A 23,652-nucleotide genomic window follows, 5' to 3' on the forward strand; every position below is an offset into this window, starting at 1 on the left:
CACAATAATTGATTTATTAAACCTATAACTAATTAAATATATTATGAAAAAAAATTACTTATTTGTTCTAGCTATTTTACTTGCTATTTCAACAAACGCACAAACCACATTAGCCTCTCAAGGCTTTGAAGAAAGCACAGACGACACTTGGTCTTATAACACAACTCCAGAAACATATAATATTAGTAATGATGTTTGGGCAATAGTAACTAACGTTGGGAGTATTACAACTGCAGATACTGGAGCTAATTTTTGGGGAATTAGAGATATTGAAAATAATAATGGAGGAGGTGCTATGAAACACTATCTTGAGTTTTCTAACATTCCTGTAACTGGTGAAAACAATATAGTTCTATCTTTTAAATATTACTCTGATGGATTTGACTCAACAGACGAGCTTAGTGTTGAATTTTTTTTTGATGATGTAGGCCAAGATATAACACCCTTAGAAAAAAACACCGATGTTTGGACAGGGTACTCTAAAGTAATTCCGGATGGCACTAACAATGTTAGGTTTAATCTAATCGCAACACAAAATGGAGCTACAGACTATGCTGGTTTTGATTCTATTAAATTAGAATCTGGTGCAGACACCAATTCTAACATTACCATTACATATCCTACAGAAGGAGAAACAGTTAATGCTGGTTTAGACGGATTTGATGCTACCACAGAATTATATCTTTTCGCTATTTCTGGTAACGATGGATCTGGTCATAGTGACAATACAGAAGATGGTATTATTCAGTATTCCATAGACTCTGGTGCTTTAATTAACAAATTTGACAATGAGCCTATTACCTTTACTAACTTAACACAAGGACCTCATACTTTATTTACTCAGTTAGTAGACAATAATGAAAACACATTAGGTATCGAATCTACGGTAAACTTTATTTATAATGACATAGTTCAAACGCTTCCTTTTTACGAGCCGTTTGATTACGTAGTAAATGAAAACCTAGGAGACCAAACAAATTGGGTAAATCAAGTAGCAAATGATGATGATGAAATTTTAATTGGAACAGGAAGTCTATCGTATCCAAGTTTAGATAATTCTATTGGTAACCATATTATGTTTGATGGAGATGGTAAAGAAACAATTATTGAATTTACTCCTGTAGCTAGTGGTACAGTATACACCTCTTTTATTATTAACGTAACAGATCTTTCCGCTTTAACCGATTTTAATGATGGTGGTTATTTTGCTATTTTAGGTGAGTTTGATGCAAGATTATGGGTAAGAGCAAATCCAGATGCTTCTGGAACTACTTATGATATTGGCGCAGGTCATTCTCCATCAAGTCCTCCTGTAACAAGTACAACGTATAATGTTGGAGATAATGTTTTTATTGTAGTGAGTTATGATATTGATAATAATGTAGTAAAAACATGGGTAAACCCTAGCGAAGCAGAACTTCAATCTAGTAGTCCTGGATCTCCTACAATAACAGAAGCTACTACAGACACAGCAGACCCAATTAGCTATTTCTATTTAAGACAAGATTCTACTGGAGAAACACCTTTTATGTCATTTGATGAACTACGTATAGGTACATCATGGAGTGATGTTACTCCAACTACATTATCTAATAATGAATTTGAAACTACTGGTTTTGCTATTTATCCTAACCCTGTTACAAACGGTTTAGTAAACATTATAAGTAAAACAGACGAAGCTATTACTGTTAGTGTTTTTGATATTCTTGGTAAACAAGTAATCAACCAAACAGTAAACAACAACGTTTTAAACGTTGCTTCTTTAACAAGTGGTGTTTACATTTTAAAAGCATCACAAAATGGAAGCGTTTCTACTAAGAAATTAGTAATTAAATAACACCAATATTAAGTTATTGTTAAAAGGCTGGTATTCATTTACCAGTCTTTTTTTTTGTAATATATTTGTCAAAATAATTTTTAAAATTGCTTAATATTAATCTTTAAATGGCAATATAATTGCCTTAACAAAACAAAAAAAAAACAATTATTTATTATGAAAAAAATCTACTTTTTATTATTTACATTATCATGTATACTTACTACTAATGCACAACTACAAAGTGGTGACATTGCTTTCACTGGCTATAATTCAGATGGTACAGATAGTTTTTCGTTTGTAACTTTTGTTGAAATCCCTGCCAATACTGTAATTATATTCACGGATAATGGATGGAAAGCCGCTGGAGGTTTTAGATCAAATGAAGGAACTGCCACATGGACTTCACCTGCCATTACAATAGTTGCAGGAACAGAGATTTTAATAACAGATATAGGAGGAACAGCTAACTTCGGTACATTTGTCAACTCTGGTATTAATCTTTCTGGATCTGGAGATCAGGTTTTAGCTTATGACCCTAATAATATACCTGACGCTAGTGATGATTCTGGTTTCTATGCCGGAATAAACATGAATAGTAGTTGGGATACAGACGCCTCAAGCTCGAACACTTCATCACAACCAGCTTCTTTAGTAGGTTTTTCAATTGCTTTAAGCCCTGAAGTAGATAATGCTGTTTATGATTGTTCTACAACAACTGGAAATACAGCTACTTTAAGAGCTGCAATAAATGACACTAGTAACTGGACTACAGATAACAATAGCGGATTAACGCTACCTACTTGTAACTTTACAGCTACTCTTTCTGTAAACCAAAATAAAGTTGCAGCATTCTATGTATACCCAAACCCTGTGACAAATGGTACGGTTAACATTAAAACAAGCAACAACGAAGCGGTAAACGTTTCTATTTTTGATGTTTTAGGAAAACAAGTATTAGCAAAAAACGTTACTAACCAAACTTTAAATGTTTCTAACTTAAACGCTGGAGTTTACATTTTAAAATTATCTCAAAACGGAAATAGCACTACTAAAAAATTAGTGATTAACTAATTTCTATTTTACATTATATAAAAAGCGTTGCTCATAGAGTGACGCTTTTTTATTTTAACTACTTTTGTTCTCGATACAAAACTCATGATAAACACCGAAGATATATTTAGCATACAAAACCAAACAGAATTTGAAAATGTAGCATTAGACATTTTTAAATTTCAGTTTGAAAACAATGCCGTATATCGTTCTTTTTGCGATTTATTATACATACATCCAAGTGATGTAAAACGTATCACCGATATTCCATTCTTACCAATTTCCTTTTTTAAAACCCATACTATTTTAAGTACCTCGGAAGAAATTCAGGAAACATTTACAAGTAGTGGTACCACAGGTAGTATTACCAGTAAACATCAAGTTACTAATGTTTCTATTTATGAAGAAAGCTTTTTAAAAGGCTTTAAACACTTTTATGGAAACATTGAGGAATATACCATTCTTGCGTTGTTACCTAATTACCTAGAACGTGAAGGCTCTTCATTAGTCTATATGGTTAATGATTTAATTGAAAAATCTAACAAACCAGAAAGTGGATTTTATTTAAATAACCTTTCTGCTTTAAAAAGCAAATTAGAAAACCTAGATAACCAAGGCGAAAAAGTATTACTTATTGGTGTTTCTTTTGCACTATTAGATCTAGTGGAAAGTCATACATTTCAATTAAAAAACACCATCATCATGGAAACTGGTGGTATGAAAGGAAGACGAAAAGAATTAATACGCGAAGAATTACACGAAATTTTAAAACAAGGTTTTGGTGTTCAAAACATTCATAGCGAATATGGTATGACCGAATTATTAAGCCAAGCATATTCTGTTGGAAACGGCGTTTTTAAATGCCCTAACTGGATGCGCGTTCTAACTCGAGACACCGAAGATCCTTTATCTATACAAACACCAGGGAAAACTGGTGGGCTAAACGTTATCGATTTAGCTAATATTAATTCCTGCTCTTTTATAGCAACACAAGATTTAGCAAAACTAAGCAAAGATGGTACTTTTGAAATACTAGGAAGATTCGATAATAGCGATATTAGAGGCTGTAACCTGATGGTATTATAATTCTCTTATGTAATTAGTATTAGATTAAAACGACTCATAAAAAAACAACTTATGAGAACACTTATTTTTTTATTTTTTATCGCAACAGGAACAATCCAAGCACAACAAATAGATTACAACACAAAAAACGGCGTTGCTGTAGCAGGTTATGATGTAGTTGCATACTTTAACAACGAAGCAGTAGAAGGAAACAAAAAACACACCACACAATACGATGGTGTAACCTATTTATTTTCTTCCGAAAAAAATCGAAACATTTTTCTTGAAAATCCTAAAAATTATATCCCTCAATATGGTGGTTATTGCGCCTATGCGGTAGCAGTAAAATCAAAAAAAGTATCTATAGATCCAGAAACTTTTGAAATTCGAGATGGCAAATTATACCTTTTCTATAATTCATGGGGAACCAACACCTTAGAGCTATGGAACGAAGAGCATCCAAACGAATTAAAAACAAAAGCCGACAATAATTGGGAAAAAATAAAACAGTAATTCTGTAAGTAATTAAAAAGAATACCGACTATATAAGTGCTAAGAAAAAGAAAAATTAGTTTTTTAGTAAATTGGTTAGTTTTTAAAGCCTGATTATGAAAATAGTCAGGCTTCTTTTTTTTCCAAACTTTCGAGTTTTAATCTAAAAGAAAAATGCCTCTTCCTTTAGTAAAAAAAGAAGAAGCATTTAAAATAATAGTTATAAAAACTTAAACCGCTTTTATAATATAGGTATTACGTTTTCCTTTATTAATAACTACATACGTACCATTAATTAAGTCGTCACTAGTAATCTTATAATCTTCTTTAACCTTTTCTTTGTTAACCGCAACCGAGTTTTCTTTTAAAGCTCTTCGTGCTTCTCCATTCGAGGCTAAAAAGTTTGTTTGTGCAGCTAGTGCAGCAATCATATCTAAACCTTCTTCAATTTCTTGTTTAGAAACTTCAGCTAGAGGTACACCTTCAAAAACATCTAAAAAAGTATTTTCATCCAAGGTATTTATATCTTCTTTAAAAGACTTACTAAATAAAATATTAGAAGCTTTTTCCGCATTTTCAAAATCAGATTTAGAATGTACTAATGTAGTTACTTCTTCTGCTAATCGTTTTTGTAATAAACGCACATGAGGCATTTCTTTATGCTCTACAACTAAAGCATCGATAGTATCTTTATCTAAAAAGGTAAAGATTTTAATATACTTTTCGGCATCTTCATCGCTTGTGTTTAACCAAAATTGGTAAAACTTATATACCGAAGTTTTATCGGTATCTAACCAAACGTTTCCGCCTTCACTTTTACCAAATTTAGAACCATCAGCTTTTGTTATTAAAGGGCATGTCATGGCGTATGCTTTCGCTTCTTGGCCAACATTCATACGTCTTACTAACTCTGTACCTGTAGTAATGTTTCCCCATTGATCACTTCCTCCCATTTGTAACAAACAATTGTGTTGCTTGTATAAATGGTAAAAATCATATCCTTGAATTAATTGGTAGGTAAACTCTGTAAAAGACATACCAACGTTACCTTCTTCACCAGACAAACGTTTCTTTACAGAATCTTTTGCCATCATGTAGTTCACGGTAATTCGTTTACCAACATCACGTGCAAAATCAATAAAGCTAAAGGTTTTCATCCAATCGTAGTTATTCACTAAAATTGGTGCATTTTTTTCTTCCGAAGAAAAGTTAAGAAAACGAGATAGTACACTTTTAATTCCTGCAACATTATGGTTTAAGGTAGCTTCGTCTAGTAAATTACGCTCATCGCTTTTACCTGAAGGATCCCCAATCATTCCTGTTGCTCCACCAACCAATGCAATTGGCTTATGCCCTGCTTTTTCTAAGTGCATTAATAAAATAATAGGAACCAAACTACCAATATGCAACGAATCTGATGTTGGATCAAAACCAATATAAGCCGTTGTCATTTCTTTATTTAATTGCTCTTCTGTTCCGGGCATGATATCATGTACCATTCCTCTCCACGTTAATTCTTCTACTATATTATAGTTCATTTCTTGTATATTATTCTAAAGTCTAGCAAAGATATGTTTATCCTTGAAAAGAGGAAAGCTAATTACAAAATTAGTATTTTAGCTTTATGATTTTAGTTACAGGAGGAACAGGTTTGGTAGGGGCACATTTGCTTTATGAATTGGTTAAAAACAACCAAAAGGTTCGCGCTATTTATAGAAATGAAGAAAAACTACAGACGGTAAAAAAAGTATTTTCTTATTTTACGGAAGAAGCAACTACGCTTTTTAATACGATAGAATGGATTAAAGCCGACATATTAGATATTCCTATTTTAACAGAAGCTTTTCAAGACATTACACATGTCTACCATTGTGCTGCGCTTATTTCTTTCGACCCAAAAGAGTACCATAAACTTAGAAAAACAAATATTGAAGGCACTGCAAACATTGTAAACTTATGTATTTCTAATACTATTGAAAAACTCTGCTACGTAAGCTCTATTGCTACTCTAGGAAACCATGAAGATAATAGTCTAATTGACGAAGAAACGTTTTGGAATCCGGAAGGGGAAAATAATGTGTATGGCATTACAAAATATGGCGCAGAAATGGAAGTTTGGCGCGGTACCCAAGAAGGATTAGATGCGGTAATTGTAAATCCTGGAATTATTATAGGTGCTGGTTTTTGGGAATCTGGTAGCGGATTACTCTTTAAAAAGGTGCATAACAAACTCCGGTATTACGTTACTGGAACTACTGGGTATGTAGACGTTAAAGATGTTGTAACCATTATGTTACAGCTCATGCAAAGCAATATTGTAAACCAACGTTTTATTATAGTGGCTAAAAATTTAAGCTTTAAACATTTTACAGAAGTAGCCGCTAAATATTTAAAAGTAAAAGCGCCACAAAAAAGAGCTTCTTCATTAATGCTTGAAATCGCTTGGCGAGCAGATTGGTTAAAAAGTTTTTTAACGGGAAGTCCTAGAAGCTTAACAAAACAAAATGCAATTACCGCTTTGTCTGTTACAGATTATAGCAACCAAAAAATTAGTGAAGCTTTAGACTTTCATTTTACACCAATAGAAAAGAGTATAGAAACGGTTGCTACATTATTTTTAAAAGAGCAATAAACTAAGTTTGTTTATTTACCTTTTTTATTTGTTTGAAGTATAGAATTCTTTAATGGTTCTTTTAAAATTTCCACCCGAGGCATCGACTTTAACATACCGCGTTTAACGGAATCACCTTTTCTTTTTATTTTACTTTCCTCTTTGTCTATTGCGGTATAGCTTTCCTTTAGTTTTATCAGGCTATCCTTAACTTTTTTATAAATATCTTCATATGCTTCTGGATGATACGTATAATAATAATTACTATCTGCAAACTGAGCACTATCTATTTTATGCTTTGCGTAAATATGTTCCTGTAGTTTAACACCATTTTTCTCAAGCACCTTTTTATTAACTCCCTTTGCAGAGTTATATACAGACATATCTATTAATATACTAACCATCTGGCCCTCAGAAAGAAGATTCTTCGGTTTCTTTGGTTTGTGCTGGCTATAACAAGAGACTAATAACAATACACAGATGGTATATAAAAAATTTCTCATTATCTATTAAAAGTTAATTGTTTAGCTGCTTTAACATCATAAAACTTAAAATTTTTATAGGCTAAACTTCCATTTACAAAGGTGTGTGTAATTCTAGATTTAAAGGTAGTACCTTCAAAAGGAGACCAACCACATTTATATAAAATATTATCTTTTTTAACGGTCCAAGGATTATTTAAATCGACTAATACTAAATCTGCAAAATAGCCTTCTTTTATATACCCACGTTTTTCTACCTGAAATAATATAGCAGGATTATGACACATTTTTTCCACCAACTTCTCTAGCGTAATTTTGCCTTTATGATGCATTTCTAACATGGCAGGAAGCGCATGTTGCACTAGAGGCCCTCCAGAAGGCGCTTTGGTATATACATTTGTTTTTTCTTCTAAAGTATGTGGCGCATGATCTGTTGCAATAACATCTATTCTGTCATCTAACAAGGCTTTCCATAAACCATCTTTATCTTTTTGAGATTTTACTGCAGGGTTCCATTTTATAAAGGTTCCTTTTGCATCATAATCTTCGTCTGTAAACCACAAGTGATGTACACAAACCTCAGCCGTTATTTTTTTATCTTTTAACGGAATTTTATTGGTAAATAAACTCGTTTCCTTCGCTGTAGAAAGATGAAAAACATGTAGTCTAGCACCAGTTTTTTTAGCAAGTTCAATTGCTTTTGATGAAGAGATATAACATGCCTCCTCACTTCGAATGTCTGGATGATGCTTAATTGGTATATCATCACCAAACTCTTCTGTATATTTTGCTAGATTGCTTTTAATAGTTCCTTCATCTTCACAGTGTACGGCAATAAGAAGTTTAGTACTAGAAAATATTTTTTCCAAAACTTCCGGATTGTCTACCAACATATTTCCTGTAGACGAACCCAAAAACAATTTTAATGCTGCAACTTGTTTCGGATCTACTTTTAATATTTCGTCTAAATTATCGTTAGTACCACCAAACATAAAAGAATAATTAGCCGACGATGTTTTGGAAGCTATCTCAAATTTTTCGTTAAGCTTTTCTATGGTTGTTGTTTGCGGATTAGTGTTTGGCATTTCAATAAAAGAAGTAATTCCGCCAGCAATGGCAGCTTTAGACTCTGTTTCTATATTTGCCTTTTGAGTTAATCCTGGTTCTCTAAAATGTACTTGATCATCTATAACACCTGGAAGTAAGTAATTACCTTCGGCATCAAATATGTGAACATCTGAAGATTTTGCGCTTATAGACTCACTTATCTCTTTAATATATTCGCCTTCAATAAGAATATCTCCTTCAAAGATACTACCCTCATTTACAATTTTCGCGTTCTTAATAAGTGTTTGTTTGTGTTGCATGTACTTAATTTTCCTTTTTAAATAGACTTTTAAACTTCATCGAGATGACACCAAAAATAGCTTCAGAAATAATACCTGAACTTAATTTAGATTCCCCTTTTGCTCTATCTGTAAAAATAACTGGTATTTCTTTTATTTTAAACTTTTTACAATATGCTTTAAATTTCATTTCTATTTGAAACGCATATCCTGTAAATTTTATTTTATTTAAATCAAATGCTTCTAACACTTCTCTTTTGTAGCAAATAAATCCTGCGGTAGTATCATGAATTTTCATTCGTGTAATAAAACGCACGTATTTGGAAGCTAAATAAGATAGTAAAACCCTACTCATTGGCCAGTTTACCACATTTACACCTTTTACATAGCGAGAACCAATCGCTAAATCTGCTCCATCAATTTGACAGGTATGGTATAAGCGAATTAAATCTTTTGGATTATGCGAAAAATCGGCATCCATTTCAAAAATATAATCATACGTTCTTGCCAAACTCCATTTAAAACCATGAATATATGCAGTACCTAATCCAGATTTTTCTTTTCTTACCTCTAGATGTAAACGCCCCGGAAATTGCGCTTGCAGTTCTTTCACTTTTAGCGCTGTTAAATCTGGAGAATTATCATCCACTACTAAAACATCAAATGCTTTTTCAAGAGAAAATACCGCCTTAATAATAGCCTCAATATTTTCTATTTCGTTGTATGTTGGTATGATGACAATAGCGTCTTGCATAAAAAGCATTTAATTTTAGCAAATGTACGCTATTTAAAAATTACTTTTTTTTAAATTTTCCTTAAAAAATGGAAGAAGAATACGATTATTTATAATAATTTTACATTATGCTTCGCGAAATTATATCTAATGAAATTTTTACTGTATTACTAGTGCTTTGTCTGGTTTTAGTTGCCACTGCAAAAGTACTATATACAAAACGCTTTCATGATTTTACCTATGTTTTAGGTAATTTCAGATATTTAAAAGTATACTCCAGAGACTCCAAAATTATTGATGGTTTTGATGCAATACTTTTTATAAACTTGTTAATTTCCTCCTCCATTTTTAGTGTTTTTTTATACAAAAATTTTGTTTCTGAAATTGAAGACATCGCTACATTCTTAATTAAAGTCTTTATAGGAATTACAATACTCATTTTAACAAAAACATCTATAGAGCGTTTATTAGGAAGCCTATTCAACATCGAAAGTATTATGGATTTTTATGTGTTTCAAAAAACGAGTTATAAAATATTTTTTGGTGTATTACTAATCCCTATCAATTTTATATTACTATTTAGTGTGACACCTTCCCCTATTATATTGCAGATGCTTGTAATTGTTTTTATCTTAATAAATTGCATAAGCATCATAGTATCTTATAAGACGTATCAAAGTTTAATAAAATCGAATTTGTTTTATTTTATTTTGTATCTTTGCACTCTTGAAATTTCGCCTTATCTGGTATTATATAAGTTATTTATAGATTACAGTTAAGGTTTAAAAGCTAGCTATTATATGAAAGTCAAAACCATTTTAGTATCTCAACCAGAACCTAAAATAGAAAATTCGCCTTATTTTGATTTGCAAGAAAAGCAAAAAGTGAAGATAGACTTCAGGCCTTTTATTCACGTAGAAGGTGTTCCAGCAAAGGAAATAAGACTTCAAAAAATAGATTTAAGCAATTATACTGCAATTATTTTAACAAGTAGAAATGCTGTAGACCACTTTTTTAGAGTTGCAGATGAAATGCGATTTAAAGTGCCAGACAGTATGAAATATTTCTGCCAGTCGGAAGCTGTTGCTTACTACTTGCAAAAGTATGTTGTATATAGAAAGCGTAAAATTTATGTTGGTAAGCGAACTTTTTCTGAGTTGTCACCTACTATCAAAAAATATAAAGACGAAAAGTTCTTACTACCAACTACAGACAAACTAAAACCAGAAGTTCCAGAAATACTAGACGGTTTAGCTGTAAATTGGAAACAGGCTGTTTTTTACAAAACGGTTATCAGTGACTTATCCGATTTAGAAGATGTATTTTATGACATCTTAGTATTTTTTAGCCCTTCTGGAATAGATTCTTTATTCAAGAATTTTCCAGACTTCAAACAAAACGATACAAGAATAGCTGTTTTTGGCAATACAACTATTAAAGCGGTAGAAGCACACGGATTACGTGTAGACATATCTGCTCCAACGCCAGAAACACCTTCTATGACGATGGCTTTAGAAAAGTACATCAACAAAATAAACAAAGGAAAATAGTTTCAAACTATTCCAAAAAAAAATCGCAACATGTATATGTTGCGATTTTTTTTGGTTAATAATTTAATTCATTTACTGAATTATTAATTTTTTAGTTTGTGATTTACCACCTGATAACATTCTAGCTAAATAAACTCCTGAAGCCATTGCACTAATGTCTAAAGCGTTTTTACCAAATTGAATATCTTTTGCCAATACTAACTTCCCTGTGATATCATATACTTGAATCTGTGATTCTTGTAAACTAGAAGTAACATAGATTCTGTTTTTAGCAGGATTAGGATAGACATCAAAAGTCAATTCTGTTTCATTAGCTACAGAAAGGGTAGGACAACCTGTTTCATCATTAGCAAAAGTACCAGTTCCTGTTGACCAAGCACCTAAATATGCGGCGTCTTTATCATCCACAATAATACAACTAAGACTAGGGTTAGAAGTTGACTGAAAAGATGTTATATTAACATTATTCCCATTACGTATATCTATAACAACAGATCCAGAACCTCTTACATCTACTACAGTTAAACCTGTATTTGCTGATAAATCTAAATCACCAACAGGAGAAGCAGGAATACGCAATTCACTTAAATTGGTATTCGCTCCAATTACCAAATTAGTTAACGATGTACTAAACTCTGTATCAATAAAGGTTAAATTAGTATTTGCAGAAACATCTAAACTAGTTACTGCGGTATTATACGTAATACCTAGACCTGTAATACCTGTTAAGGCTTCAATACCTGTAAAATCATCAATAGCATTATAAGGTGCTACGTTACTTAAATTCAACGTTCCTGTCACAGCAGCCGCTTCACTGTCTAGTATAAAACCATCTAATGGTCCATTAATAGAAGTAAAGGTGATTAGAAATTGTTCAAAATCGGCATTCGGCACAGCAGTGGACTGTGCCTGAATTTGTAATTGCATGGCTACAACAATAGCCACAAAAAGTAGTGTTTTTTTCATAATTAATAGCTTTATAATTTATAGTCATAAAGTTAGGTTATAAAAAAAAACTTACAAGCCCTTTCAACAAATATTACCGTAGTTCACCTATTTATTCCTGTACATTTGGTGCACCATCAAGAATTTCTTGATTTGCATTCGCTTCAAACTGTTTAAAGTTAGCTCTAAAAGAGTCTGACAATTTATATGCTGTTTTGTAATACCCTTCATCATTATTCCAAGTAGATCTCGGACTTAACACTTCGGTTGGTACATTAGGACACGTTCTTGGTTGGTTTAAACCAAACACAGAATGAATATGGTAATTATCTTTATTAGCCGCTTCTAAACTTCCGTCCATCGCAGCAGTAATCATTGCTCTAGTATATTTTAATTTCATTCTAGAACCAACACCGTAAGGTCCACCAGTCCAACCGGTATTCACCAACCAAACATTTACGCCAGCATCTTTCATTTTCTGACTTAACATCTCCGCATATTTTGTTGGATGTAACGGCATAAATGGCGCTCCAAAACAAGCAGAAAAACTTGGTAATGGTTCATCTATTCCAGCTTCTGTTCCAGCAACTTTAGCCGTGTAACCAGAAATAAAATGGTATGCAGCTTGACCTGGAGTCAACTTAGAGATTGGAGGTAAAACACCAAAAGCATCCGCTGTTAAAAAGAATATGTTTTTAGGGTTTTTACCTATAGAAGGTTTTTGTATATTTTCAATATGATAAATAGGGTAACTCACTCTAGTATTTTGAGTAATAGAAGTATCTGAAAAATCTACTTCTCCTTTATCATTCATTATAACATTTTCTAAAATAGCTCCTTTTTTAATGGCAGCATAAATTTCAGGCTCTTGCTCTTGAGATAGGTTAATTACTTTCGCGTAACAACCACCTTCAAAATTGAATACCGAATCTTCGGCAGTCCAACCATGTTCATCATCTCCAATTAAACTTCTATCTGGATCTGTAGACAATGTTGTTTTTCCGGTACCAGAAAGACCAAAGAAAATAGAGGTATCTCCATCTTTACCTACGTTTGCACTACAGTGCATTGGTAGTGTGTTTTTAAATACTGGAAGTATAAAGTTTAATGCAGAAAAAATTCCTTTTTTAATTTCCCCAGTATAACCAGTTCCTCCTATTAAAGCAATTTTTCTAGTAAAATCTAAAATAGCAAAGTTATGTTGACGTGTTCCATCTACTTCTGGATCTGCCATAAAACTTGGTGCGTTTACAATAGTCCATTCTGGAGAAAAGTCTTTTAATTCTTCTTCCGTTGGACGTAAAAACATATTATAAGCAAACATGTTACTCCAAGGAGTCTCGGTTATTACTCTAATATTTAATTTGTAATCTTTATCCGCGCAAGCGTAACTATCTCTTACATAAACTTCTTTGTTAGACAAATAGTCTACCACTTTATTGTATAGCTTTTCAAATTTATCAGAATCAAAAGGAATATTAATATTTCCCCACCAAACTCTGTCTTTAGTGACATCATCTTTAACTATAAACCTATCCTTTGGCGACCTACCAGTAAATTCTCCTGTATTAACAGCAAGTGCTCCAGACGAAGACGTAACTCCTTGCTTTTTTTCAACAGTAATATCATGAAGTTGTCCTGGTGAAAGTTGATAATTAACTTTTGCATTTTTGATTCCATATTGTTCTAACGAAATCGTTTTCGTTACTTGACTATGATTAACCATATTTTAATTGTGTTGTTTAAGATGCAAAATTAAAACTTTATTTTAAAGTAGCCATCTAAAACCCTAATTATCCGCTTTTAGTTTTAAAAAGTTTATCAACAATATCACCCAAGACCCAATTAACAAAAGGCCTCCCAAAGGGGTAACTAATGCAATTTTATTAAAATTCACAGGAGTCAATGCATTTGTGGACAAACCATAAATAGATCCCGAAAAAAACAAAACACCAACTACAGTCAAGATATAAATGCTTTTTTTAGACTTCTTTGGGATGCTATGCATACTTCCTAAAATTAACAGTAAAAAAGCATGATACATTTGATAACGCACACCAGTTTCAAAAGACTGTAAAGAAGCTTCCGAAATTAATTCTTTTAAGCCATGTGCAGCAAATGCACCTAGTATAATTCCTAAGATCCCCAAAACAGCTCCGGAAATTAATAATTTTTTGTTCATATAATTATGTATTTCGTTTAATTTACCCACAGTATTTATTACATTCGTAAACACAAAATTACTCAACAATTCTCATTATGCGAAAGATTTTAGTCATTGGTTCTGGAAAATCATCCTCTTACCTTATTAAATATTTATTAGAAAAATCAATTACCGAAGATTTACTAATTATAGTTGGCGATATAAACTTTACTCACGCTAAAAAATTAATTGGCGATCATGAAAATGCCCAAGCTATTTTATTAGATGTTTTTGATAAACATTCTCGTCAAGAGGCCATACAAAACGCAGATATTGTAGTGTCTATGCTACCTGCTAGATTTCATATAGAAGTTGCTAAAGACTGTATTACTTTTAATAAGAATATGGTAACCGCTTCTTATATAAGTCCAGAAATGCAAGCATTAGATAAAGCGGCAAAAGACAAAGGGCTTGTTTTTATGAATGAAATTGGCGTCGATCCAGGAATAGATCACATGAGCGCCATGCAAGTCATTGATAAAATTAGAGAAAAAGGTGGCGAAATGATTTTATTCGAATCTTTTACCGGCGGACTAGTTGCTCCAGAAAGCGACAACAATCTGTGGAACTACAAATTTACTTGGAACCCAAGAAACGTAGTCCTAGCAGGACAAGGTGGCGCTGGAAAATTTTTACAAGAAAGCACCTATAAATACATACCATACAACAGACTCTTTAGACGTACCGAATTTTTAGAAATAGAAGGATATGGCCGATTTGAAGGTTATGCAAACAGAGACTCCCTTAAATACCAAAGTGTTTACGGACTAGACAGCATTAAAACATTATATAGAGGTACCATGCGTCGCGTTGGATTCTCTCGTGCTTGGAACGTTTTTGTACAACTTGGTATGACAGACGATAGTTACACGATAGACGATAGCGAAAATATGAGCTATCGCGATTTTGTAAACGCCTTTTTACCATACAGCCCTACAGATTCTGTGGAGCTTAAATTTAGACATGCCTTAAAAATAGACCAAGATGATGTAGTTTGGGATAAATACTTAGAGTTAGATCTTTTTAGTAGAACAAAAATGGTGGAACTTAAAAAAGCAACGCCAGCACAAATTTTACAAAAGATTTTAATGGATAGCTGGACACTAGACCCAGAAGACAAAGACATGATTGTTATGTATCATAAATTTGGCTATGCACTAAACGGAAAAACATACCAAATAGACGCAACCATGGTAACACTTGGTGAAGACCAAACCTATACCGCAATGGCAAAAACCGTTGGATTACCAGTAGCAATTGCAACACTCGCAATCCTTAACGAAAAGATCACAACGCCAGGGGTACAAATACCAATTACCAAAGAAGTGTACACTCCTATTTTAAAAGAATTAGAAGATTACGGAATTATATTTAAAGAAAAAGAAGTGCCTTACTTAGGTTACAACCCATTACACGTTTAAAATTTTTATAGCGTTTCCCTACTTAGCTTTCTTAAGCTAAGTAGCGTCAGGCTGTACATTATATCTTTTTTTGCCATATATGGCAGCAAAAAAAGGATGCCATTCCCATCCTTAACGCGAAATCTACTTTCAATTTCAAATCAATTCTGTACATTTATGTTTTTAACTGAAACTATATCCTGTGAAAACAACAAATAACAACATTCAAATAGATGGTATAGACAAGAAAATACTACGCGCTTTAATGGAAGACGCAAGAACACCTATTCTTGAAATAGCAAGAGGTGTTGGTATTTCTGGTGCAGCCATACACCAACGACTACGAAAACTAGAAAAATCTGGTTTAATTGCAGGATCCAAATTTGTAATAAATCCAAAAGTATTAGGCTATACCACCATGGCATATATTGGGGTGTATCTAGACAAAGCAATGAGTAATCCCGAAGCAGTAAAACAACTTAAAAAAATCCCCGAGGTTTTAGAATGCCATTACACCACAGGAAATTGGAGTATTTTTATTAAAATTCTTTGTAAAGACAATGAACATCTTATGCAGGTTTTAAATAAAGACATTCAATCTATTTCTGGTGTCTCTAGAACAGAAACCTTCATTTCTTTAGATCAACAGATTGACCGACAAATTAAGATATAAAAAAAGCTCCTAAATTTCTTTAGGAGCTTTTACTTTTAAAGGTATTATGAATTAACTATTCTTTAATAACACGTATGGTTTTGGTTACATTACCTATAGTTACTTTAACAAAATAAGCACCAATTTGTAAGTTAGACATGTCTAAACTTCTTGTTGTTGTATTTGGTATTTCTGTTAAAACAGTTTGTCCAAGCATATTAAATACGGTAATCTTAGACATTTCTTTTTTAGCTGTTATGTTTAACAATCCTTTTACTGGATTCGGGTAATAGCTAAACAATTGTTCGTCTTCAATTCCTGGAATGGATAAGGTAGAATCGGTAACAGTAATACTAAAGCCTCCTTCAAATCTTCCTGAAGTTATCGGAGGAACAGGAGGTCCAGCAACACCATCACTCCAAACTCTAACATAATAGGTAGCAGCAGGCACTAGTCCTGTTAAAGCTACTGTTTCCCCTCCATTGTATGCAGAACATGCTATAATATCAACATCTAATTGTGAACAATCTAAAGACGAATAGACAGCAACATTGGCTTCATCAGACGTATCCGTAATAACTGTTGCTATAGTAGCTTGCCCAGAAGCTGGACCTTGAAAGGTATACCACACATCTGCTTTGAATGTATACGAATCACATTCTGTATCATCATCTTCTCCAACAGTACTATCTGTTGCTCCTGCCGTGGTTTGACCCGTTAACGTAACACCTAAGTTAAGAGATGTTGGATTAGCACATAAATCATTTCCTGGTGATGGAACACTTGTAATACAATCCACAACCATTTCATAATCGCCAGAATCATCATCATAACCTTCTATCATAATAAAGTACGTTATGTTTGGTTGCGCAGTAAAAGTAAGTACAGATTGATTCCCAGAACATGCTTCGGAATCATCGTTAAATGCAATAAGATTACTTTGCAAACAATCATCAAAAACTCGAAAAGCAGTATCGTAATCCGAACCGCACAATGACAAGTTTACATCGGTTAAAGTAGCACTCATGAAAGAGTAATACACATCATTAGAAGGATTGTTCCCCGTATCTGTTGCATTAGTTGTTGAACCTATAACAGTCTCTCCACATGCTATAGCAATAGCACCTCCACACAAATCATTAGCAGGTGCTGGACATGTATATGTTACAGCTCCTAAATCTACATCGCAGGCAACATCACTTCCTTGTTGCAATGTAAAGTTTATAGATGTCCCTGAGGCATAAGGCCCAAGTTCATAGTTACCAGTTGTAGTAACAACTGTAGAAGTAACACCATCAAATATTACTGGACTTCCATTACCTAAATCGGTAACATTTACGTCCACATAAAAATCACTATTTGCGCAATCTAGAGTTCCTAGAGTTGCTGTTGCAGCTCCTGCTGCACAGGTATCAATAATATCTACTTTAATATTATGAAATCCAAAGCTATTTAATTCACCACTAACTGGTGCTGAAATATTAAAACTCGAAATATTAGTTGCATTTACCGCACTAGTAATAGGTATAGCTCCAGCACCTACAGGATAAGATGTAGGACTAGATATTTCAAGGTCATCCTGATTGGTAACTAATATAGTACCCGCATTTAAAGTGTCATAATCCAAACCTTTTAAAGTAAAGTTGGTTGGAAACCCATTTCTAGTTATGGACAAAACATGAGGACTAAGCGGGTCTCCAAAACTATGGAAAAAAGCATAATCTCCTGGTAGACCAGGTAATTCTTCTAGATCTTCATCCCCAGAATGTGCAACAGTTAATACGTAGGTATCTCCATCTTTAACTATCGTTTCTGTAATAATATTTAATGTATCGTCATCGACAGCTGTATCTATAGTAAAAATCACCTCATCACAGGTATTGGAAACAGTTCCTATTACCACATCACAGGTAGGGTCTACCCCATGTTGCAAAGTAAAGGTTACTGGTGTTCCTATAGGATAGGTTCCAATACCAAACGACCCTGTAGCGGTTACAGGTATAGAATTTGTTCCATCAAATAAAATAGGACTTCCTCCACTACCTAAATCGGTAATATTAATAACCGCATAAAAAGTACCTGCATCACAATCTTGAAATGGCGTATCTAATTGCGCGGTTCCCGCTGGCGGGGAACAAGGTGGCGGACAAGTATCTGTCACAGCTCCTAAATCGACATTACAGGTAATATCCGCTCCATGTTGTAAAGTAAAATTGACTGGTGTTCCTGTTGGATATGGTCCAAAATCGTAAACCCCTATAGCAGTAACTGGCGTAGTAGTTGCACCATCAAAAATAGATGGTGTACCACCTCCTAAATCGGTCACATTTACTTGTGCAAGAAAGGTTCCTGCTTCACAATCTTGACTCACAAAAGTTGCTGTTCCTGCTGGTGGCACACAACCTTCTTCAATATCTATGCTAATATTATGGAATCCAAATAGATTTAAATCATCAGGATTATTTGTACCAATTTTAAAACTTGAAATATTTACACCGTTTAGAACATTAGTAAAATTTAAAGCTCCAGACGACCCAGCATCATACGATGTATATGCAGAAATATCTTGATCATCCTGGTTTCGCACGTATATACTTCCTGTTCCCGCTGCGTCATAATCTATGCCATTTAAAGTAAAGTTTGCTGGAAAGCCATTTCTAGTTACCGATAAAACAAATGGATCAAGCGGATTTATGGTACTATGATAAAAGAATAAATCGGATGGATCACCAACTACTCCAAGAAGTGCCTCACTACCAGAATGATCTACAGTTAACACAAACGTATCTGCACCAACAACAATAGTTTCTGTAATATTTGTACCATCATCCACTGCGGTATCAATAGTAAAAATTATTTCATTACAGGTATCTTTTACAATACCTAAATCTACATTACATGTACCATCGCTACCATGTAGTAAGGTTATTGGTATAATGGTTCCTGCTGTATAAGGCCCAAGTGTTGTAATACCTGTTGCTGTTATAGGGGTAGATGCAGTACCATCGTATATTGCTGGACTTCCACTTCCTAAATCCGTAACGTTAACATCTATCAAAAATGTCCCTGCTACACAATCTTGTGAATTCAAAATTGCTGTACCTACTGGAGGTAAACAAGGTGGCGGACAAGTATCTGCGACCGCACCTAAATTTACATTACAAGTAGTATCCGTTCCATGCTGTAAGGTGAAATTTATTGGCGTTCCTGTTGGGTAAGGCCCAAAATTATAAACCCCAGTTGCAGTAACTGCGGTAGTAGTTGTACCGTCAAAAATAGATGGTGTACCACCTCCTAAATCCGTTACATTTACTTGCGCAAGAAATGTTCCTGCTCCACAATCTTGACTTACAAAAGTTGCTGTTCCTGCAGGAGGAACACAAGCTGCCACCATATTCACATTAACATTATGGAAACCAAAGTTATTGAAATCACCTGGATCTCCTGTAATAATTTTTAGTTGCGAAATGTCCAAAGCATTAGCTGTATTCGTTATTGGTAACGCACCACTTCCCGCTGTATAAGCAGCTAACGAAGTAATTACAGCATCATCTTGATTTGTTAAACCTACATTACCCAATGCAAGCGTATCATAATCAATACCAATTAGATCAAAATTAGCAAGAACACCATCTCTAGTAATGGTCAGTACAAAAGGTAGTGGACTTCGGCTACCTCCTAAATAAAAAATTAAATCACCACCTCCAAGGTCGTCCAAACTCTCCACATTTATAGCGTGATCAATGGTTAGAATATAGTTAACACCTCCTACAGAAATGGTCTCCGTAATACTAGTACCATTATCTACAGCAGTATTAATCGTAAAATTTATATTCTGAGCAATGGCAGAATAACTAAATAGCAATAAAACACAAAAAACACGAATGCTTTTGAGGATTGCTTTTTTAAAATTGTAGTTTGTTTTCATAATTAATATATTTATGTTAATACCATAAGGATACCGTCAAAAAAAAATTGGCGGTATCCTTTTAATTTAGTTTAATTATATTTTTAGCTTCTAGATGGAAAAATTCCTTGTAGAGCTATAATATAACTTAGACATGTAAAAGGTTGCATATTATTATGCGATTGACTCCCTCCAGTTTGCCCAACAACTGTAGCATCTGCAGCCATTTGTGCATTTGCTCCTGTTGCAAAAACCCCACCTTCAGCATTGTAAGCATTTGCTGGGTTGTTTACTGCAGCACCTCCTCTAGGAATTGGACTTACAGCGTTAGTAACAGCAGTATGACTATGCGCAGGCATTTCATTAGCCTTAAGCGTTACAACTGACTCACCTCCTTGTTGTCCTAATCGCATAGGTGATAATCCAGGACCTGTCCCTTGGTGTACAGGTACTCTACCTCTTAAATCGGGTAAAGCAAAAGTTGTTCTACCATCTCCTCCATAAGTCGTTCCTAATAAAGAAAACAAAGCTGTGTTAGAAGAAATAGCTAATAGTTGTCCGTCGCAATATGCCCAACCTCGTGGAGCAAAAGTCCCTCCGAACAAAATAATTTGTGCCAAAAATGGATCCATAATATATTTATTTAATTGGTTAATAACAAACCAAAGATACTGATTATTAGAGTGTTAGGCGTGAGCAAATTTACTTGATATAAAAACCGAGTAGAAATACCTGATTTTTTATTTTTATATGTTTTAATAAAAATATCTTGTAGCTTTAAAGTCTATTAACCAATAAATGTTAAATCATGAGCAATAAAACGAAATCCATACCAATTTTAGAAGCAAAAAACTATGTGGAAAAATGGCAATCAGAAAACAGTGGTCTAAATAAAAATGGCGAATTAAAACACGCAAAAGCCTTTCTTATACCTGCTAGAGATCTTATTGATTGCTTAATAGAAATGGAAATATTAAAAGACCTTTCTTGTGTTAACACCAGTCTGGTAGATACTGCAGGTATTAGAGCGTATATGGGAATTGACAGACCATTATCAGACACCATACCAAGTGCCAAAACCGAAAAATTAGTACTTGTTGCTACAACAAAAGAAGAAGATGGTACTAAAACCATACACAGAGATATTATAGAAGGATATGCTATTAAAAACCCGCCTCCTTACAAATTAATTGGTACTGGTATTTTTGATTTTACAGATCCTTGTCCAAATACATGTGATCCAAAAAGCCCATTATATAATCCTTAAAAATTGGAATGAAGGAATTTGATGACGCCATTCAACAGCTTGGGAAAATATTACTTTTTATTAATGCAACATTATATACATATAGTTATTTAAAAGGCAAAAAAAGCAAGGAAATCAAGTATTTTACTATCTATTTAACACTTATTTTTTGTGTTTTAATAGGTAGTAATTTACTTATACAGGTTCAACGAAAATATAATTTTGAATTAAATAACTTATACTTATCTCATTTTTATTTTATTTTTCAGTTTATTTTTCTGTCGCTCTTTTATCGCCAATTATTTAATAAAAACCAGAAAAAATATCTAAATGTTATTAGTGTTTTGGTTTTTTTAGTATTAATAATTCAATACACTGTAAAGGCTAATTTATTTTCTAAGTTTAATTTATTAGAAATATTAATTACATCATTCCCCTTAGTTTTATATTCCATTTTTCACCTATATAATTCACTAAGCAAACCTGGTAAATTTATGTATATAAATGCTGGTGTATTAATTTACATAGCAACTAGTACTTTAATATTTATTTTGGGGGATTACTTGAGTGTAATAGATAGAGAAATAGCTTCAGATGCTTGGTTTTTAAATAGAGTGTTTTATGTAGGTTATTTAATACTAATTTTAATAGAATGGAAAAAGAGTTTATGGAAAATGAAAAATTAATTATTCAAGCATTGGTTTACGGAATCATCTTTTTGGTTTTAATAACTACTGGGTTAATTCTGTTTTTTCATTATTCCAGACAAAAAATAGTGCAAAAGGAACTTGAAAAAGCTGCATTAAAGCTTGAAAATCAACAAAAAATATTACAAACGTCTATTGCTATTCAAGAAATAGAACGCAAACGTATTGCGCAAGATTTACACGATGCCATTAGTTCTAAACTCAACATTATTAGCTTGTCTACCAATGTGCTTCTAACAGACAAGTCTATTAGTGATAAACAGAGAGCTTCATTAAATCAAATCCTTGAAATAACCTCTACTACCTTAGAGAGTTCTAGAAAGATTGCGCATGATTTAATGCCTCCAATTTTAGATGAGTTCGGACTTAAGGTTGCTTTAGAAGAATTATTCGATGATTTTTCGGCAAATACAACATTAGAAATAGAGCATAATATTGAAAATTTAAGTAAATTATCTAGAAACAATCAATTGCATGTATTTCGAATTATTCAAGAACTAATGAATAATTCTATTAGACATGGAAAAGCAAATGAATTAGCGATATATATGGAACAAAACCCAACAGGTTTTAAAATACGTTATCAAGATAATGGTGTTGGTTTTAATGTGAAAGAAATTAGTAAAAAAAGTGGCATTGGTTTACAAAACATAAATAGTCGTGTTAAAATTTTAAACGGGTTTCTTAAAATGGAAAGCACCAAAAACAATGGCAGCCTTTTTATAATACAATGTACATACCATGGATAAAATAAATATAGCATTAGCAGATGATGAGCTTTTATTCTTACAAGGATTAAAAGCAATTTTAGGTAACGAAGAAAACATTAATATTCTTTTTACCGCTCAAGACGGAGAGGACTTGGTTAAACAGTTACGCGAAGCAAAAACCCTACCTGAAATTGTTGTAACAGATCTTAAAATGCCTAATTTAAATGGCGTGGAAGTCACTAAAATTATTCACAAAGAATTTCCAGACATAAAAGTAATTGCGCTGACTAGTTATTTTAGCAAACCTTTTATATTAAACATGATTTCTATTGGAGCGGTTGCCTATTTAGCAAAAAATAGCACACCAGCATTAATGATTAAAACCATTGAAGAGGTTTATGATAAAGGTTTTTATTACGACGGAAAAGTGATGCAATACGTTCATGAAAGTATTACCAATCCGAAAGACAAAAACACAAAATCTACATTTGACACTAATTACTTCACCAAACGAGAAATTGAAGTACTAGAACTTATTTGCAAACAATACACCACTAATGATATTGGCGAGACACTTTTTATTAGTCCGAGAACAGTGGAAGGCCATCGTAATAATTTATTACTAAAAACCGAAGCTAAAAATGTAGCTGGCTTAGTTATTTATGCCTTAAAAAACAAGCTTGTTTCCCTAGATAACAATAGCTTTTAAAAATAAAAAGCTCCTACAAGAGGAG

Annotated in this window: 22 protein-coding genes; 13 read left to right on the top strand and 9 right to left on the bottom strand. The window is 33.1% G+C overall.

What is annotated here, in order from left to right; genetic code table 11:
* The first annotated feature begins 43 nt into the window (after positions 1 to 43).
* From AMD28_RS03110 to AMD28_RS03125, 4 genes are all read left to right on the top strand, one after another.
* Entirely contained in the window at positions 44 to 1,837 is a 1,794-nt protein-coding gene (locus AMD28_RS03110) for a T9SS type A sorting domain-containing protein (protein WP_055442696.1), read from the top strand.
* Positions 1,838 to 1,993: 156 nt separating this feature from the next.
* Positions 1,994 to 2,890, top strand: a complete 897-nt coding sequence (locus tag AMD28_RS03115) for a T9SS type A sorting domain-containing protein (protein WP_055442697.1) — start codon at positions 1,994 to 1,996, stop codon at positions 2,888 to 2,890.
* 84 nt (positions 2,891 to 2,974) lie between these two features.
* Positions 2,975 to 3,955 carry a LuxE/PaaK family acyltransferase gene (locus AMD28_RS03120; RefSeq protein WP_055442698.1) on the top strand — a complete coding sequence of 327 codons (981 nt, stop codon included), beginning with the start codon at positions 2,975 to 2,977 and terminating at the stop codon, positions 3,953 to 3,955.
* A gap of 51 nt (positions 3,956 to 4,006) precedes the next feature.
* Positions 4,007 to 4,447, top strand: a complete 441-nt coding sequence (locus tag AMD28_RS03125; RefSeq protein ID WP_055442699.1) for a YHS domain-containing (seleno)protein — start codon at positions 4,007 to 4,009, stop codon at positions 4,445 to 4,447.
* 209 nt (positions 4,448 to 4,656) lie between these two features.
* Here AMD28_RS03125 and tyrS read toward each other — a convergent pair whose 3' ends face one another.
* Complete coding sequence (gene tyrS / locus AMD28_RS03130; protein WP_055442700.1) at positions 4,657 to 5,964, bottom strand: tyrosine--tRNA ligase; 1,308 nt, start codon at positions 5,962 to 5,964, stop codon at positions 4,657 to 4,659.
* Positions 5,965 to 6,050: 86 nt separating this feature from the next.
* On the opposite strand from tyrS, the gene AMD28_RS03135 reads away from it, so the two are divergent.
* Positions 6,051 to 7,058: an NAD-dependent epimerase/dehydratase family protein gene (locus AMD28_RS03135; RefSeq protein WP_055442701.1), complete on the top strand. Its 1,008-nt coding sequence runs from the start codon at positions 6,051 to 6,053 to the stop codon at positions 7,056 to 7,058.
* Positions 7,059 to 7,069: 11 nt separating this feature from the next.
* Here the strand turns inward: AMD28_RS03135 and AMD28_RS03140 are convergent, their stop codons facing one another.
* Genes AMD28_RS03140 through AMD28_RS03150 form a run of 3 tightly spaced genes read right to left on the bottom strand, consistent with a single transcriptional unit; the run spans position 7,070 to position 9,619 of the window.
* Positions 7,070 to 7,540 carry a DUF4296 domain-containing protein gene (locus AMD28_RS03140; protein ID WP_055442702.1) on the bottom strand — a complete coding sequence of 157 codons (471 nt, stop codon included), beginning with the start codon at positions 7,538 to 7,540 and terminating at the stop codon, positions 7,070 to 7,072.
* Positions 7,540 to 8,886, bottom strand: coding sequence for a dihydroorotase (locus tag AMD28_RS03145; RefSeq protein ID WP_055442703.1), 1,347 nt, complete (start codon positions 8,884 to 8,886; stop codon positions 7,540 to 7,542). The genes AMD28_RS03140 and AMD28_RS03145 overlap by 1 nt, the downstream gene beginning before the upstream one ends.
* Before the next feature lie 4 nt (positions 8,887 to 8,890).
* A complete protein-coding gene (locus AMD28_RS03150; RefSeq protein WP_055442787.1) occupies positions 8,891 to 9,619 on the bottom strand; it encodes a polyprenol monophosphomannose synthase in 729 nt (242 codons plus the stop codon).
* 107 nt (positions 9,620 to 9,726) lie between these two features.
* Between AMD28_RS03150 and AMD28_RS18305 the strand changes: the two genes are divergently transcribed.
* Both AMD28_RS18305 and AMD28_RS03160 read left to right on the top strand, forming a co-directional pair.
* A complete protein-coding gene (locus tag AMD28_RS18305; protein WP_083478225.1) occupies positions 9,727 to 10,377 on the top strand; it encodes a DUF4271 domain-containing protein in 651 nt (216 codons plus the stop codon).
* Positions 10,378 to 10,398: 21 nt separating this feature from the next.
* Positions 10,399 to 11,148, top strand: coding sequence for a uroporphyrinogen-III synthase (locus tag AMD28_RS03160; RefSeq protein WP_055442705.1), 750 nt, complete (start codon positions 10,399 to 10,401; stop codon positions 11,146 to 11,148).
* Positions 11,149 to 11,220: 72 nt separating this feature from the next.
* On the opposite strand, the gene AMD28_RS03165 is transcribed toward AMD28_RS03160, so the two are convergent.
* From AMD28_RS03165 to AMD28_RS03175, 3 genes are all read right to left on the bottom strand, one after another.
* The gene (locus tag AMD28_RS03165) at positions 11,221 to 12,114 is read right to left on the bottom strand and encodes a T9SS type A sorting domain-containing protein (RefSeq protein WP_055442706.1); all 894 of its coding nucleotides are present in this window, start codon (positions 12,112 to 12,114) and stop codon (positions 11,221 to 11,223) included.
* Positions 12,115 to 12,205: 91 nt separating this feature from the next.
* Positions 12,206 to 13,819, bottom strand: coding sequence for a phosphoenolpyruvate carboxykinase (ATP) (gene pckA / locus AMD28_RS03170; protein ID WP_055442707.1), 1,614 nt, complete (start codon positions 13,817 to 13,819; stop codon positions 12,206 to 12,208).
* Positions 13,820 to 13,882: 63 nt separating this feature from the next.
* Positions 13,883 to 14,275, bottom strand: a complete 393-nt coding sequence (locus AMD28_RS03175) for a DUF423 domain-containing protein (protein WP_055442788.1) — start codon at positions 14,273 to 14,275, stop codon at positions 13,883 to 13,885.
* Between the two features lie 77 nt (positions 14,276 to 14,352).
* On the opposite strand from AMD28_RS03175, the gene AMD28_RS03180 reads away from it, so the two are divergent.
* Positions 14,353 to 15,717: a saccharopine dehydrogenase family protein gene (locus AMD28_RS03180; protein WP_055442708.1), complete on the top strand. Its 1,365-nt coding sequence runs from the start codon at positions 14,353 to 14,355 to the stop codon at positions 15,715 to 15,717.
* A gap of 181 nt (positions 15,718 to 15,898) precedes the next feature.
* Positions 15,899 to 16,369, top strand: a complete 471-nt coding sequence (locus tag AMD28_RS03185; RefSeq protein ID WP_055442709.1) for an Lrp/AsnC ligand binding domain-containing protein — start codon at positions 15,899 to 15,901, stop codon at positions 16,367 to 16,369.
* Between the two features lie 55 nt (positions 16,370 to 16,424).
* Here AMD28_RS03185 and AMD28_RS03190 read toward each other — a convergent pair whose 3' ends face one another.
* Together AMD28_RS03190 and AMD28_RS03195 are read right to left on the bottom strand one after the other, a co-directional pair.
* Positions 16,425 to 20,276: a T9SS type A sorting domain-containing protein gene (locus AMD28_RS03190; protein WP_055442710.1), complete on the bottom strand. Its 3,852-nt coding sequence runs from the start codon at positions 20,274 to 20,276 to the stop codon at positions 16,425 to 16,427.
* A gap of 83 nt (positions 20,277 to 20,359) precedes the next feature.
* Entirely contained in the window at positions 20,360 to 20,887 is a 528-nt protein-coding gene (locus tag AMD28_RS03195; protein ID WP_055442711.1) for a phage tail protein, read from the bottom strand.
* 176 nt (positions 20,888 to 21,063) lie between these two features.
* On the opposite strand from AMD28_RS03195, the gene AMD28_RS03200 reads away from it, so the two are divergent.
* The 4 genes from AMD28_RS03200 to AMD28_RS03215 are packed head-to-tail and all read left to right on the top strand — an operon-like array spanning position 21,064 to position 23,627.
* Positions 21,064 to 21,522, top strand: a complete 459-nt coding sequence (locus AMD28_RS03200) for a hypothetical protein (RefSeq protein ID WP_055442712.1) — start codon at positions 21,064 to 21,066, stop codon at positions 21,520 to 21,522.
* 8 nt (positions 21,523 to 21,530) lie between these two features.
* The gene (locus AMD28_RS03205; RefSeq protein WP_055442713.1) at positions 21,531 to 22,187 is read left to right on the top strand and encodes a hypothetical protein; all 657 of its coding nucleotides are present in this window, start codon (positions 21,531 to 21,533) and stop codon (positions 22,185 to 22,187) included.
* Positions 22,169 to 22,957, top strand: coding sequence for a sensor histidine kinase (locus tag AMD28_RS03210; RefSeq protein WP_055442789.1), 789 nt, complete (start codon positions 22,169 to 22,171; stop codon positions 22,955 to 22,957). Before AMD28_RS03205 ends, AMD28_RS03210 begins: the two co-directional genes overlap by 19 nt.
* Positions 22,950 to 23,627 carry a response regulator transcription factor gene (locus AMD28_RS03215; RefSeq protein WP_055442714.1) on the top strand — a complete coding sequence of 226 codons (678 nt, stop codon included), beginning with the start codon at positions 22,950 to 22,952 and terminating at the stop codon, positions 23,625 to 23,627. The genes AMD28_RS03210 and AMD28_RS03215 overlap by 8 nt, the downstream gene beginning before the upstream one ends.
* Positions 23,628 to 23,652 lie beyond the last annotated feature (25 nt).

Origin of the sequence: Lacinutrix himadriensis (genome assembly GCF_001418105.1) — a bacterium.
Lineage (GTDB): Bacteria > Bacteroidota > Bacteroidia > Flavobacteriales > Flavobacteriaceae > Oceanihabitans > Oceanihabitans himadriense.

What these genes read in the sequence shown, in the direction of transcription:
- AMD28_RS03165 (WP_055442706.1), bottom strand. Translation starts at nt 12,114, where the DNA reads ATGAAAAAAACACTACTTTTTGTGGCTATTGTTGTAGCCATGCAATTA.
- tyrS (WP_055442700.1), bottom strand. Translation starts at nt 5,964, where the DNA reads ATGAACTATAATATAGTAGAAGAATTAACGTGGAGAGGAATGGTACAT.
- AMD28_RS03120 (WP_055442698.1), top strand. Translation starts at nt 2,975, where the DNA reads ATGATAAACACCGAAGATATATTTAGCATACAAAACCAAACAGAATTT.
- AMD28_RS03145 (WP_055442703.1), bottom strand. Translation starts at nt 8,886, where the DNA reads ATGCAACACAAACAAACACTTATTAAGAACGCGAAAATTGTAAATGAG.
- AMD28_RS03200 (WP_055442712.1), top strand. Translation starts at nt 21,064, where the DNA reads ATGAGCAATAAAACGAAATCCATACCAATTTTAGAAGCAAAAAACTAT.
- AMD28_RS03215 (WP_055442714.1), top strand. Translation starts at nt 22,950, where the DNA reads ATGGATAAAATAAATATAGCATTAGCAGATGATGAGCTTTTATTCTTA.
- AMD28_RS03190 (WP_055442710.1), bottom strand. Translation starts at nt 20,276, where the DNA reads ATGAAAACAAACTACAATTTTAAAAAAGCAATCCTCAAAAGCATTCGT.
- AMD28_RS03115 (WP_055442697.1), top strand. Translation starts at nt 1,994, where the DNA reads ATGAAAAAAATCTACTTTTTATTATTTACATTATCATGTATACTTACT.
- AMD28_RS03160 (WP_055442705.1), top strand. Translation starts at nt 10,399, where the DNA reads ATGAAAGTCAAAACCATTTTAGTATCTCAACCAGAACCTAAAATAGAA.
- AMD28_RS03150 (WP_055442787.1), bottom strand. Translation starts at nt 9,619, where the DNA reads ATGCAAGACGCTATTGTCATCATACCAACATACAACGAAATAGAAAAT.
- AMD28_RS03175 (WP_055442788.1), bottom strand. Translation starts at nt 14,275, where the DNA reads ATGAACAAAAAATTATTAATTTCCGGAGCTGTTTTGGGGATCTTAGGA.
- AMD28_RS03205 (WP_055442713.1), top strand. Translation starts at nt 21,531, where the DNA reads ATGAAGGAATTTGATGACGCCATTCAACAGCTTGGGAAAATATTACTT.
- AMD28_RS03135 (WP_055442701.1), top strand. Translation starts at nt 6,051, where the DNA reads ATGATTTTAGTTACAGGAGGAACAGGTTTGGTAGGGGCACATTTGCTT.
- AMD28_RS18305 (WP_083478225.1), top strand. Translation starts at nt 9,727, where the DNA reads ATGCTTCGCGAAATTATATCTAATGAAATTTTTACTGTATTACTAGTG.
- AMD28_RS03125 (WP_055442699.1), top strand. Translation starts at nt 4,007, where the DNA reads ATGAGAACACTTATTTTTTTATTTTTTATCGCAACAGGAACAATCCAA.
- pckA (WP_055442707.1), bottom strand. Translation starts at nt 13,819, where the DNA reads ATGGTTAATCATAGTCAAGTAACGAAAACGATTTCGTTAGAACAATAT.
- AMD28_RS03140 (WP_055442702.1), bottom strand. Translation starts at nt 7,540, where the DNA reads ATGAGAAATTTTTTATATACCATCTGTGTATTGTTATTAGTCTCTTGT.
- AMD28_RS03195 (WP_055442711.1), bottom strand. Translation starts at nt 20,887, where the DNA reads ATGGATCCATTTTTGGCACAAATTATTTTGTTCGGAGGGACTTTTGCT.
- AMD28_RS03210 (WP_055442789.1), top strand. Translation starts at nt 22,169, where the DNA reads ATGGAAAATGAAAAATTAATTATTCAAGCATTGGTTTACGGAATCATC.
- AMD28_RS03110 (WP_055442696.1), top strand. Translation starts at nt 44, where the DNA reads ATGAAAAAAAATTACTTATTTGTTCTAGCTATTTTACTTGCTATTTCA.
- AMD28_RS03180 (WP_055442708.1), top strand. Translation starts at nt 14,353, where the DNA reads ATGCGAAAGATTTTAGTCATTGGTTCTGGAAAATCATCCTCTTACCTT.